This is a genomic window from Cellulomonas sp. P4_B5_2 (assembly GCF_056402235.1).
The window spans coordinates 1-11,706 of the sequence record NZ_JBFUHU010000098.1; the positions used below are offsets into that span (position 1 = coordinate 1).

The 11,706-nt window shown below is 72.1% G+C and carries 15 protein-coding genes, 3 tRNA genes and 1 pseudogene; 10 read left to right on the forward strand and 9 right to left on the reverse strand.

The features are described from left to right. Positions 1-2 precede the first annotated feature (2 nt). Together galE and AC1DUQ_RS08965 are read left to right on the forward strand one after the other, a co-directional pair. Complete coding sequence (gene galE / locus AC1DUQ_RS08960) at positions 3-914, forward strand: UDP-glucose 4-epimerase GalE (RefSeq protein ID WP_477073675.1); 912 nt, start codon at positions 3-5, stop codon at positions 912-914. A gap of 154 nt (positions 915-1,068) precedes the next feature. After that, a complete protein-coding gene (locus tag AC1DUQ_RS08965; protein WP_477073676.1) occupies positions 1,069-1,281 on the forward strand; it encodes a hypothetical protein in 213 nt (70 codons plus the stop codon). A 14-nt stretch (positions 1,282-1,295) separates the two neighbouring features. On the opposite strand, the pseudogene AC1DUQ_RS08970 reads toward AC1DUQ_RS08965, so the two are convergent. From AC1DUQ_RS08970 to AC1DUQ_RS08980, 3 genes and pseudogenes are all read right to left on the reverse strand, one after another. After that, positions 1,296-1,850, reverse strand: a pseudogene (locus AC1DUQ_RS08970) (LLM class flavin-dependent oxidoreductase); the annotation flags it as partial. Between the two features lie 63 nt (positions 1,851-1,913). Further along, positions 1,914-2,825 (reverse strand): cation diffusion facilitator family transporter, encoded by a 912-nt coding sequence (locus AC1DUQ_RS08975; RefSeq protein WP_477061097.1) that lies wholly within the window; start codon positions 2,823-2,825, stop codon positions 1,914-1,916. A 4-nt stretch (positions 2,826-2,829) separates the two neighbouring features. Then, positions 2,830-3,183: a metallopeptidase family protein gene (locus AC1DUQ_RS08980; protein WP_477061096.1), complete on the reverse strand. Its 354-nt coding sequence runs from the start codon at positions 3,181-3,183 to the stop codon at positions 2,830-2,832. Between the two features lie 125 nt (positions 3,184-3,308). Between AC1DUQ_RS08980 and AC1DUQ_RS08985 the strand changes: the two genes are divergently transcribed. From AC1DUQ_RS08985 to AC1DUQ_RS09010, 6 genes are all read left to right on the forward strand, one after another. Further along, a tRNA-Glu gene (locus AC1DUQ_RS08985) sits at positions 3,309-3,381 on the forward strand. A gap of 37 nt (positions 3,382-3,418) precedes the next feature. Then, positions 3,419-3,492 (forward strand) — tRNA-Asp (locus AC1DUQ_RS08990). A 56-nt stretch (positions 3,493-3,548) separates the two neighbouring features. Next, positions 3,549-3,621 (forward strand) — tRNA-Phe (locus AC1DUQ_RS08995). A 117-nt stretch (positions 3,622-3,738) separates the two neighbouring features. After that, a complete protein-coding gene (locus AC1DUQ_RS09000; RefSeq protein WP_477061095.1) occupies positions 3,739-4,179 on the forward strand; it encodes a phage holin family protein in 441 nt (146 codons plus the stop codon). A gap of 95 nt (positions 4,180-4,274) precedes the next feature. Next, positions 4,275-4,685 (forward strand): phage holin family protein, encoded by a 411-nt coding sequence (locus AC1DUQ_RS09005; RefSeq protein WP_477061094.1) that lies wholly within the window; start codon positions 4,275-4,277, stop codon positions 4,683-4,685. Next, positions 4,682-4,990 carry a DUF3618 domain-containing protein gene (locus AC1DUQ_RS09010; protein ID WP_477061093.1) on the forward strand — a complete coding sequence of 103 codons (309 nt, stop codon included), beginning with the start codon at positions 4,682-4,684 and terminating at the stop codon, positions 4,988-4,990. The genes AC1DUQ_RS09005 and AC1DUQ_RS09010 overlap by 4 nt, the downstream gene beginning before the upstream one ends. A 133-nt stretch (positions 4,991-5,123) precedes the next feature. On the opposite strand, the gene AC1DUQ_RS09015 is transcribed toward AC1DUQ_RS09010, so the two are convergent. Continuing rightward, entirely contained in the window at positions 5,124-5,333 is a 210-nt protein-coding gene (locus AC1DUQ_RS09015) for a BldC family transcriptional regulator (RefSeq protein WP_056088172.1), read from the reverse strand. Between the two features lie 517 nt (positions 5,334-5,850). Between AC1DUQ_RS09015 and AC1DUQ_RS09020 the strand changes: the two genes are divergently transcribed. Next, the gene (locus AC1DUQ_RS09020; protein WP_056088169.1) at positions 5,851-6,063 is read left to right on the forward strand and encodes a DUF3073 domain-containing protein; all 213 of its coding nucleotides are present in this window, start codon (positions 5,851-5,853) and stop codon (positions 6,061-6,063) included. An 88-nt stretch (positions 6,064-6,151) separates the two neighbouring features. On the opposite strand, the gene purM is transcribed toward AC1DUQ_RS09020, so the two are convergent. The 4 genes from purM to AC1DUQ_RS09040 are packed head-to-tail and all read right to left on the reverse strand — an operon-like array spanning position 6,152 to position 9,687. After that, entirely contained in the window at positions 6,152-7,273 is a 1,122-nt protein-coding gene (gene purM, locus AC1DUQ_RS09025) for a phosphoribosylformylglycinamidine cyclo-ligase (RefSeq protein WP_477061092.1), read from the reverse strand. Beyond that, positions 7,270-8,817 carry an amidophosphoribosyltransferase gene (purF, locus tag AC1DUQ_RS09030; RefSeq protein ID WP_056088161.1) on the reverse strand — a complete coding sequence of 516 codons (1,548 nt, stop codon included), beginning with the start codon at positions 8,815-8,817 and terminating at the stop codon, positions 7,270-7,272. Before purF ends, purM begins: the two co-directional genes overlap by 4 nt. 50 nt (positions 8,818-8,867) lie before the next feature. Continuing rightward, the gene (locus AC1DUQ_RS09035) at positions 8,868-9,281 is read right to left on the reverse strand and encodes a histidine kinase (RefSeq protein WP_477061091.1); all 414 of its coding nucleotides are present in this window, start codon (positions 9,279-9,281) and stop codon (positions 8,868-8,870) included. A gap of 25 nt (positions 9,282-9,306) precedes the next feature. Beyond that, positions 9,307-9,687 (reverse strand): sterol carrier family protein, encoded by a 381-nt coding sequence (locus AC1DUQ_RS09040; RefSeq protein ID WP_477061090.1) that lies wholly within the window; start codon positions 9,685-9,687, stop codon positions 9,307-9,309. A 166-nt stretch (positions 9,688-9,853) separates the two neighbouring features. Between AC1DUQ_RS09040 and trpS the strand changes: the two genes are divergently transcribed. Further along, positions 9,854-10,834: a tryptophan--tRNA ligase gene (gene trpS, locus AC1DUQ_RS09045; protein WP_477073677.1), complete on the forward strand. Its 981-nt coding sequence runs from the start codon at positions 9,854-9,856 to the stop codon at positions 10,832-10,834. A gap of 4 nt (positions 10,835-10,838) precedes the next feature. Here the strand turns inward: trpS and AC1DUQ_RS09050 are convergent. Continuing rightward, positions 10,839-11,706, reverse strand: an 868-nt coding sequence (locus AC1DUQ_RS09050; RefSeq protein ID WP_477073678.1) for a glycoside hydrolase family 6 protein, incomplete at its 5' end; no start/stop codon positions are given.

The following is an 11,706-nucleotide window of genomic DNA, read 5'->3' on the forward strand; positions in this document are numbered from 1 at the left end:
TGGTGCGGGCGTTCGGGCAGGTCGGGCTGGCGACGGTGGTCTTGGACGACCTGTCCAGCGGGCACCGGGCGTTCGTCCCCGACGGCGTGCCGCTGGTGGAAGGGTCGATCCTCGACACCGACCTGGTGGCGGACACGATCTCCCAGCACGCGGTCGTGGGCGTCGTGCACCTGGCGGGGTTCAAGTACGCCGGCGTGTCCGTCGACCGGCCGCTGCACACGTACGACCAGAACGTCACCGGCACCGCCCACCTGCTGGAGGCCATGGCCTCGCAGGGCGTCGACGCGATCGTCTTCTCGTCGTCGGCCGCCGTGTACGGCACCCCGGACGTGGACCTGGTCACCGAGACCACCCCGACCACGCCCGAGTCGCCCTACGGCGAGTCCAAGCTCATCGGCGAGTGGCTGCTGCGCGACCAGGCGCGGGCGGCAGGCCTGCGGCACACGTCGCTGCGGTACTTCAACGTCGTCGGCTCCGCCACCCCGGACCTCTACGACACCAGCCCGCACAACCTCTTCCCGCTGGTGCTCGACGCCCTGGTGGAGGGCCGCACCCCGCGGATCAACGGCACCGACTACCCGACGCCCGACGGCACCTGCGTCCGCGACTACATCCACGTCGCAGACCTGGCCGACTCGCACGTCGCCGCCGCGCAGGTCCTGGCCGCCGGCGGCACCCTGGAGCCCGTCTACAACCTGGGCTCCGGCGACGGCGTCTCGGTGCGGCAGATCATGACCGCGATGGCCGAGGGCACCGGCATCGCGTTCGAGCCCGAGACCGCCCCGCGCCGGCCGGGCGACCCGGCCCGCATCGTGGCGTCGGGCGAGCTGGCGGCCCGCGACCTCGACTGGCAGATGCGCCACACCCTGCTGGATATGGTCACCAGCGCCTGGGAAGCCCGCCAGGCCCACTGAGCGAACGTCCGCAGATCCGAGCGCCCTGGCGACCGGATCCCTCGGCAGCTCATCGACCAGGGCCTCCAGCACGGACTCGTCGCCGGCGTAGATCCCCTCCGCGCGCGGCCAGTGGATCACCACGTCGCTGAACCCCAGCGCCGCCGCACGCTCGATGCCCTCGGTCACCACGTCCAGCGAGGTCATCGAGAAGATCGGCGCCCCGTCCAGGCTGAGGTACCGGCGCAGCGGTGGCTCGCCCGCAGGCCTGACGGAGGCCTCGATCGCGTCCACCTGCTCGAGCATCGTCGCCAGCCCCGTCCACCACTGCTCCTGCGCGGCTGTCGCCTCGGCCGGGACGTCCTCGGTCGCGTACGCGGGTCCGTAGGTGGCCCACCCCTGCCCGAACCGCGCGGCCAGCGTCATCGTCCGGGGTCCGTTGGCGGCGACGACGAACGGCGTGCGCGGCTGCGCGATCGTGCCGGGGATCATCCGCGCCTCGTCGGCCCGGTAGAACGTGCCCTGGTGCGACGTCACCGGCTGGGTCAGCAGCGAGTCGAGCAGCCCGACGAACTCCTCGAACCGCCGCGTCCGCTCGCCGCGCGTCGGCGGGTCGCCGGTGACGGAGGCGTCGAACCCCTCGCCGCCAGCGCCCACGCCGAGCAGGAACCGACCCCCGCTGACGTCGTCGAGACCCATGACGTCCTTGGCGAACGGCACCGGGTGCCGGAAGTTCGGGGACGCCACCCACGTGCCCAGCCCGATCCGCTCGGTGACGGCCGCGGCAGCGGCCAGGAGCGGCACGGTGGCGAACCACGGCTGGTCGACGAGGGAGCGCCAGGCGAGGTGGTCGTACGTCCACGCGTGGTCGAAGCCCCACTCCTCGGCCTGCTCCCACTTCCGGCGAGCCGACACCCACCGCTCCTGCRGCAGCAGCACGATCCCCACAGCAACCATGCGCCGACCCTACGGTCCCAGCCCACCGAGGCCCGCACTCGGCGTGCGGGCGCACGGCCAGGGTCAGGCGTGCGCGTGGCGCTCGCGGCCCGTGGTGGACGGCGGTTCCAGCTGGAACGTGCAGTGGTCGACGTCGAAGTGGCCGGCCAGGCAGCGTCGCAGGTCGTCGAGCACGCGGCCTGCCTCGCCCCGGGACAGGAGGTCGTCGGGCACCTCGACGTGCGCCGAGAGCACCGGCACGCCGGACGTGATGGTCCACGCGTGCAGGTCGTGCACGCCGAGCACCCCGGAGACACCGCAGATGTGCGACCGGATCGCGTCCAGGTCCACCCCGCGGGGCGTGGCCTCGAGCAGCACGGTCCCGACCTCGCGCAGCAGGCTGACCGCACGCGGCACGATCATCAGGCCGATGAGCACGGAGACGATCCCGTCGGCCCGCAGGAACCCGGTGGCCAGCACGACGACCGCCGCGACGACCACGGCCGCGGACCCGAGCAGGTCGCCGAGCACCTCGAGATAGGCGCCGCGGACGGTGAGCGACTCCTCCTGCCCCCGGCGCAACAGCGCCAGGCCGACCCCGTTGGCGGCGAGCCCGACGACCGCCACGGCGAGCATGAGCCCGGCCTCGACCTCGCCCGGGTTAAGGATCCGCGCGATCCCGCCGACGATCACCCCGACCCCGACGGCCGCGATGACCAGCCCGTTGACCAGCGCCGCGAGGATCTCCGCGCGCTGCCAGCCGAACGTGCGCGCGGCCGTGGCGGGCCGGGCCGCCAGTGCGGTCGCGCCCAGCGCGAGGCCCACACCGGCGGCGTCGGTGAGCATGTGCCCGGCGTCGGCGATCAGGGCGAACGACCCGGAGACGAGCCCGCCGACCACCTCGACCACCAGCACGACGAGCGTCAGCACCAGCACCGCCAGGAGCCGCCCCCGGTGCGCCTGTGCCGCCGTCCCGTGCCCGTGGTCGTGTCCCACTGCGTCAGTCCCAGCCGAGCTCGTGCAGGCGGTCGTCGTCGATGCCGAAGTGGTGCGCGATCTCGTGCACCACAGTGACGGCGACCTCCTCGACCACGTCCGCTCGGTCGTCGCAGACGGCCAGGGTGGGGAGCCGGAAGATGGTGATCCGGTCGGGCAGCGAGCCGGCGGCCCAGAACTCCCCGCGTTCGGTCAGCGGGGTTCCCTCGTACAGGCCCAGCAGCTCGACCTCGCCCTCGGGCGCCTCGTCCTCCACCAGCACGACGACGTTGTCCATCATGGCGGCCAGCTCGTCGGGGATCTCGTCGAGAGCGTCGCGGACCGCGTCCTCGAACTCGGCGAGCGTCATGTCGACCATGGGCACCATCCTGCCTGGTCCGCGGCACGTGACGGGGGCCACCGGCAACCGCTTTGGAGTTACGGCCGATCACCCCGTATGCTCATCACCGGTCATCCGGCGCCTCGACGTCAGGGGTTGGACAAGCCCCCATCGTCTAGCGGCCTAGGACCCCGCCCTTTCACGGCGGTAGCACGGGTTCGAATCCCGTTGGGGGTACGAGCAGGATCAGCAGTAAGGCCTTGCAGCAGTTCAAGGCCCCGTAGCGCAGTTGGTTAGCGCGCCGCCCTGTCACGGCGGAGGTCGCGGGTTCAAGTCCCGTCGGGGTCGCTCGATACGCCCGGTCAGCAGTTCTGTGATGAGCAGAGACCGGGCCGCGTCGTTTCGGCCACTTAGCTCAGTTGGTAGAGCGTTCGACTGAAAATCGAAAGGTCGGCAGTTCGACCCTGCCAGTGGCCACATCGGAAGCCCCGCCCGGATCACCCGGAGCGGGGCTTCGTCGTGAGCGCGGCAACTCTGCCACCAGGCGTTCTGCTCCTACGCTGAGGTCACCGCACGCCGTACGAGGAGGACCTCATGGCCAGCACCCCTGGCGCCGATCGCCCGCGCAGCTTCTTCGACCGCTTCTCCGAGCCCCTCGCGGACCGGGCGCGCGAGAAGTTCGCCCAGGTCGAGGACCACGTGCGCGAGAGCGTCCAGGCCGAGATCGACGCGGTCACGCGCAGCGTCCGCGCCCGCGCCATCGAGGTCCGCCCGGCTGCGCTCGGGTTCGCGGCGGCCGCCCTGGTGAGCTTCTTCGGTCTCGCGCTCCTCATCACGGCTGCGGTGCTCGGCCTGTCCCACGCGGTCGACGCCTGGCTCGCCGCGCTGATCATCGGGGTGGCGCTCCTGCTCATCGGTGCCGGGGTCGCGGCCTGGGCCCGGCGCCGGCTGCCCCCGGGGCCGGCCGTCTCGGTCGTGCGGATCCACGAGCCGGCACACCCCGCCGAGGAGCAGGTTCACCCCTGGGCGGACTGAGTCCGCGCGGTTGATCAGGGCCGTTCCTCTCGCGTGGCGGATCGCCGACCACCAGACTGGTGGTCACCGGATGTGCAGACGAGAGGCCGTGCCCCATGACCACCCAGTCGGGACCGCCGGGCGACGAGAAGTCGCTCGGCCAGTTGGTGTCCGAGATCAGCGAGCAGGCTGCGCGACTCGTGCGCGCGGAGATCGACCTCGCCAAGGCCGAGCTCACGGGACGGGCGCAGCAGCTCGGGATCGGCGCCGCACTCGTCGCCGTGGGCGGGGTGCTCGCCCTCTACCTGCTCGGCGCCGGGATCGCGCTGGCGATCATCGTCCTGGACCTCTGGGTCGACCTCTGGCTGGCCGCGCTCATCGTGTGCGTCGTGATGCTGATCGTGATCGCGGTGCTGGTGCTCATCGGCATCAACCGCATCAAGGCCGGTTCACCCCCCACCCCGGCCAAGGCGATCGAGGGCGTCCACGAGGACATCGCGACGCTGAAGGCAGGGTTCTCCGCATGAGCGACGAGTCGAAGCCCAAGGACGCGCCCAAGCCGTTCACCACCCCCCAGATGGAGGCGTTGGAGGCCGAGCTCGCGCTCACGCGCGCGCAGCTGGCGTCGAACGTCGACGAGCTCGTGGCACGGCTCGATCCCCGCGCTCAGGCGGGCCGCGCGGTGGAGTCGGGCCGTCAGCTGTGGAGCGACGCCAAGAACACCGATGCCGACCCGGCGGCGCGCAAGAAGGCCTTCGCCGTCCTCGGCGGCGCCGCGGCCGGCGTCGCGGCCCTGGTCGCGCTCATCGTCGCGGGGCGCCGCAGAGGCTGACGCACGCCGACGGCGAGGGCGCCACGGTGCGGCCCTCGCCGTCGTCGTCATGTCCGGGGCGCGCCGCCGCGGGCGCGCAACGGCCGAGGGCACGTCGAGCAGGGTCGACGACCTCGGCCGAGTGAGAGTGGGTTCAGCCGTCGGACAGGCGCTGCTGCGGGACCCCGTTGAGCAGGTCCCTCACCTCGGACTCGCGGTACCGGCGGTGGCCGCCGAGCGTGCGGATCGAGGACAGCTTCCCGGCCTTCGCCCAGCGGGTGACGGTCTTGGGATCGACCCGAAACAGTGTCGCGACCTCGGAGGGCGTGAGCAGGGCTTCGGAGTCTGCGGCGTGTGCGTTCATCTGCTGCCTCCTGGCGAGCGTGCGGCCTGCAGCGTCGACGTCGTCGATGCTCGGGCCAGTTCAGGTGCGGGTGATGCGGTCCTGCGGGTGTGAAACGTTCTCGATCTGGCAAGGGTACGGGCTGAAGCCCCCAAACCTGACATCGCCCCACTAGCATGAACGAAAGCCGCATACAGCGCGTTCCCGGACACGGTCCGATAACGAACCTTCACGCCGCTCTCATACACTTCTCATACTTCGCGACTCGTGAGCCGTGGCACCAGCCTAAACCCGACCATTCGGTCATACACGCCGGGACGCGCTGGACCGTCCACGGGGCGCTGGACGCCAGTCCGGCTCACGCCGGCCGACCCGCCTCGGCGTCGCCGGCGCAGACGTGACGCGCATCGCGCACGGCGAGTGGTCGGAATACCGAACGAGCATGTACCGTTGCCCCACGAAGAGACGATTCAGCACCCCGGGGCCGCACGTGTCAGCACGGAGCCGCCCCGCATCCACGTAAGAGGGGGTCGATGCCATGGGGCGCGGCCGTCAGAAGGCTAAGCAGACGAAGGTGGCCCGGGAGCTGAAGTACTTCAGCCCGGATACCAACTACCGAGCTCTCGAGCAGGAGCTCACGTCGCACGGCCACAACGATGTCGTCACCGACAACCGCCCTCGCGCGGCTGTGGAGACGGACACTGACGACGACAGCGACGACTACCGACGCTGGTCGGACGACGATCGCTGATTGTTCTCGCCACCTGCGCTGAGGCGTAGGCACGCACACGCACCGCACCATCCTTCGGGGTGGTGCGAGCGTGTGCGCACGCGTGCCGTCAGACCCGGTAGGCGCCGGTGAGCTGGACGGCTCCCCCGTGGACGCCCTTGGTGCCCGCGACGAACCCCGGTGCACCCGCCACGTCGGTGCTCGGGTCGGCGTGCCGCACGGTGCCCAGCTCCCACGCGGGCAGGCCCAGCTCGGTCGCGTGCGCGAGCACCCCGGCCGCCGAGTCGGCGGCGACGATCGCGACCATGCCCACCCCGAGGTTGAGCGTGCCCTCGAGGTCGGTCCACGGCACCTGGCCCAGGCGCTGCACCAGCGAGAACACCGGCGGCAGCGTCCAGCCCCCGCGGTCGATGTCCGCGACCAGACCCTGCGGCAGCACGCGCGCGACGTTCGACGCGAGTCCCCCGCCGGTCACGTGGCTGTACGCGTGCAGGCCCTCGACGCCCGCGCGCTCGGCCAGTGCCAGGCAGTCGCTCGCGTAGACGCGGGTGGGCTCCAGGAGCTCCTCACCCAGCGTGCGGCCCAGCTCGTCGACGTGGCGGTCCAGCGTCCAGCCGGCCACRGAGACCACCTTGCGGACCAGCGAGTAGCCGTTCGAGTGCAGGCCGCTCGAGCCGAGGGCCAGCAGCACGTCGCCGGCACGCACCCGCTCGGGGCCCAGCAGCCGGTCGGCCTCGACCACGCCCGTCGCGGCACCGGCCACGTCGTACTCGTCGGGACCCAGCAGGCCGGGGTGCTCGGCGGTCTCGCCGCCCACGAGCGCGGTCCCGGCCACCGAGCACGCCGCCGCGATGCCACGCACGATGCCGGCGATGCGCTCGGGCACCACCCGGCCGCACGCGATGTAGTCGGTCATGAACAGGGGCTTCGCGCCGACCACGACGATGTCGTCGACGACCATGCCCACCAGGTCGAACCCGATGGTGTCGTGGATGTCCAGGGCCTGCGCGATGGCGACCTTGGTGCCGACACCGTCGGTCGAGGTGGCCAGCAGCGGCTTGCGGTAGCTGAGCAGGGCGCTGGCGTCGTACAGGCCCGCGAAGCCGCCGACCCCCCCGAGCACCTGCGGCCCGTGCGTGGCGCGGACAGCGTCCTTCATCAGCTCGACGGCCTTGTCACCGGCCTCCGTGTCCACGCCCGCACCGGCGTACGTGACCTGCGGGCCGCTCACGGGTGGTCCAGGGCGCTCGCGCCACCGGCGCTCGGCACGATCGACAGGAGCCCGTCCTCCGGGGCACCCAGCGGCAGCTCGCTCTGCTCGAGCAGGAACTTGCCGATCCGGTCCGCCGGCGGCAGCTCGATCGGGTACTGACCGGTGAAGCACGCGGCGCACAGCTGCGACGCGGGCTGCTCGGTGGCGGCGATCATGCCCTCCGGGGAGATGTAGCCGAGCGAGTCGGCGCCGAGCGACGCGGCGATCTCGTCGACCCCCAGGCCGTTGGCGATGAGCTCGGCGCGGGACGCGAAGTCGATGCCGTAGAAGCAGGGCCACTTGACCGGCGGGGAGCTGATCCGCACGTGCACCTCGGCGGCGCCGGCCTCGCGGAGCATCCGGATGAGCGCACGCTGGGTGTTGCCGCGGACGATCGAGTCGTCGACGACCACCAGGCGCTTGCCGCGGATGACTTCCTTGAGCGGGTTGAGCTTGAGCCGGATGCCCAGCTGGCGCAGCGTCTGCGACGGCTGGATGAACGTGCGTCCGACGTACGCGTTCTTGGTGAGGCCCTGGCCGAACGTGATGCCGGACTCCGCGGCGTAGCCGACCGCGGCGGGCGTGCCGGACTCCGGGACCGGGATGACCAGGTCCGCCTCGACCGGGTGCTCGATGGCGAGGCGCCGGCCCATCGCGACGCGGGCGGCGTGCACCGACCGGCCGGCGATCGAGGTGTCCGGGCGCGCGAGGTACACGTACTCGAACACGCACCCGGCGCGGTCGACCTTCGCGAACCGGCTGCTGCGCAGGCCGTCGGCGTCGATGGCGATGAACTCACCGGGCTCGATCTCGCGGACGAACGAGGCACCGACGATGTCGAGGGCGGGCGTCTCGCTGGCCACGACCCAGCCGCGCTCCAGTCGTCCGAGCACCAGCGGACGGACACCCTGCGGGTCGCGCGCGGCGTAGAGGGTGTGCTCGTCCATGAAGACGAGGCTGAACGCGCCGCGCAGGCGCGGGAGCACCTCGAGCGCGGTGGCCTCGAGGGTGTGGTCCGGGTCCCCCGCCAGGAGCGCGGTGATCAGCGCGGTGTCGGTGGTGTTGCCGCGGGCGAGCTCGCCGCGGCGCTGGCTGCCGTAGCGCTCGGCGACGAGGTCCACCAGCTCGGCGGTGTTGGTGAGGTTGCCGTTGTGGCCGAGGGCGACGGTGCCGGCGGCCGTGGGGCCGAGCGTCGGCTGCGCGTTCTCCCAGGTGCTGCCACCGGTGGTCGAGTAGCGCGCGTGCCCGATCGCGATGTGGCCCTGCAGGGCGTTCAGCGCGGTCTCGTCGAAGACCTGGGAGACCAGGCCCATGTCCTTGTAGACGAGCAGCTGCTGGCCGTTGGAGGTGGCGATGCCCGCCGACTCCTGGCCGCGGTGCTGCAGCGCGTACAGGCCGAAGTAGGTGAGCTTGGAGACCTCCTCACCGGGGGCCCACACACCGAAGACGCCACAAGCGTCCTGGGGGCCTTTTTCGTTGGGGAGGAGGTCGTGGTTCAGACGTCCGTCTGCGCGGGGGGCCACGTTCCTATCGTCGCACACGCCTMAGGGCGCGGACGGAACGTGCCCAGCTGTCAGACGTCGGCGGAGTGCGCCCGGCGGACGCTGCGCCGGTCCGCCATGACGGCGAGTGCGCCGCCGACGAACCCGCCGAGCACCGCTCCGCCGACGGCCATGACCGTGCGCACCGCACCCTCACCATCGAGGAACGAGATGAAGCCGGACCCGTCGGCCACCCACGGTGCCGCCGGCCGGATGATCGCGACCAGGACCAGGGCGACGACGATGCCGACGAGAGCGCCGGCCGTGATGAACGCTCCGTACTTCGGGGCGTGACGGACGACCGCCGGCTCCGCGACCGCAGCGAGCTCCTGCTCCGAGGGGATCGGCACGCCGCGGGCATCGAGGGCCGCGGACTCGACGGGCTGAGCTGTCGCAGGCTCGCTGACGGCGTCCGGAGTCTCGTCGGGCTGGGGGTCGGTCGGCACCCCGTGATCCTAGGTCAGCCGGTGCTCAGCCGCGGGTCCGCGCCGCCTGCAGCGGGAGCCACTCGCGCAGGTCGGCACGTTCGCCGGACGCCCGGATCCGCCCGGCCCCCACGGCGTCGTCCCAGGTCAGCGCGCCCGTGACCAGCTCGAGCCACGTCTGCGCGTCGGTCTCCACCACGTTCGGCGGGGTCCCGCGCGTGTGCCGCGGCCCCTCCACCGCCTGCACTGCGCCGTCCGGGGGCACCCGCACCTCGACGGCGTTGCCCGGGGCCACCTCGGCCAGCTCCTCGAGCGTGAACCGGACCGCGGTGCGCCGCGCGGACGTGGGGACGGCGGCCGGGTCCGCACGCCAGACCGCGAGCGCGGCACGGCCGTCGGCGGGGTCGGTGCGGCGGCGGGGAGGCATGAGGCGATTGTGCCTCGGCTACCCTGCTGTCCATGTCCTCGACGACCTGGCGCCGGCTGCACTAGACGCAGCCCGCGGTCGTCCTGCCCCCGAGCTGCTCACGCGGCACGGGGGCTTCGTCGTCTCCGGGCACGTGCGCGGCACCGTCTCTCGAAGGAGTCCTGCCATGGCCCAGCAACGCATGCTCACCGGCGAACGCCCGACCGGACCGCTCCACCTCGGCCACCTGTTCGGCACRGTCGCCAACCGGGTGCGCCTGCAGCAGTCCGGCGTCGAGACCCTGCTGGTGCTCGCCGACTACCAGGTGATCACCGACCGGGAGGCGCCGGGCGACATCGCAGGGAACGTGCGCGAGATCGTGCTCGACTACCTGGCCGCCGGGATCGACCCCGACACCGCGACGATCTTCACGCACAGCGCGGTGCCCGCCCTCCACCAGCTGATGCTCCCGTTCCTGTCGCTCGTGAGCRCGGCGGAGCTGGAGCGGAACCCGACGGTCAAGCAGGAGCTCGCCGACTCGGGCAGGTCGCTGTCCGGCCTGCTGCTCACCTACCCGGTGCACCAGGCGGCGGACATCCTGTTCTGCCACGCGACCGTGGTCCCCGTGGGCAGGGACCAGCTGCCACACCTCGAGCTCACGCGGACGATCGCGCGCCGGTTCACCGCCCGGTACGGCCCCTGCTTCACGGAGCCGGGGGCCCTGCTCTCCGAGGCACCGACCGTGCTGGGCACCGACGGCCGCAAGATGAGCAAGAGCCGCGGGAACGCGATCGAGCTGCGGGCGAGCGCCGACGACACGGTCCGCGCGATCAGGTCGGCGAAGACCGACACCGACCGGCACATCACCTACGACCCGTCGTCGCGACCCGAGGTGGCCAACCTGCTCCTGCTCGCGTCGCTGTGCACGGGCGTCCCGCCGGAGGCGATCGCCGACGAGGTCGGGAGCCGCGGCGCCGGACACCTCAAGGCTCTCGTCGCGGACGCGCTCGTCGACCACCTGGCTCCCCTGCGGACCCGTCGGGCGCTCTTCGCAGCCGAGCCGGGGCTGGTGGCCGACATCCTCGCGCACGGGAACGCGCACGCGAACGAGCTCGCGGACGCCACGATCCGTGACGTCCGCGAGCTCATGGGGATGGTCTACGGCTGACTACTCACCACTTCGCGTTGCGGGCCAGCTCCAGGGCGATGTCCTGGAACCAGGCACCGGCGGCGGGCCCGCCGTTGCAGGTGCCGTCGGACTCACCGGGCAGCTTGACCCAGAGCAGCGCGTCGAGGCCCGAGCCGTCGTTGACCAGCGTCGGCTTCTCGCCGAGCGCCCGGCCGCGCGGGTTGCACCACTCGCCGTTGGAGCCGTTGCCGTTGCGCGAGGTGTCGATGACGAACTTCTTGCCGCCCAGCTGCTGCGAGATCTGCTGGCCGTACGTCTTGGACGCCGCGGTGGTCTGGTAGTTCGACGTGTTGAGCGCGAAGCCGACCGCGTACTCGAAGCCGACCTGGTTGAGGCGGCTCACGGCCGTGCTGACGGGCAGCCACGACGAGTGGCCGGCGTCGATGTAGACGCGGGCGCCCTTGAGGGTCAGCGACTTGGCCGCGTACTTGAGGAAGCCGACGCGGTCGCCCTGGCCGGCGCAGTCGCCCAGCTGGGCCAGCGCGTCCGGCTCGAGGATGACGTACGGGTTGCCCTGGATGCCGGACGCGACCGTGTCGATCCACGCCGCATAGGCGCTCTCGGCGACGCCGCCGCCGGAGTACGAGCCGCAGTCGCGGCCGGGGATGGCGTACACGACGAGCATCGGCGTCTTGCCGGCGGCCACCGCGCGGGCGGTGTAGTCGGCCACCTCGGCCTTGGCGTGCGCCGGGTCGGCCCAGTTGCCCACCCAGTAGGCCTGCGGCGTGAGGGCGATCTTCTCGAGCAGCGCCTTCTCGGTGCCGCTCGCCGTCTGCCAGGCGCGGTAGCCCTGGGTGGTCGGGTCGACGTAGAGGCCGCTGGTCGTCGGCGGGGTGGTCACTGTCGGGGTG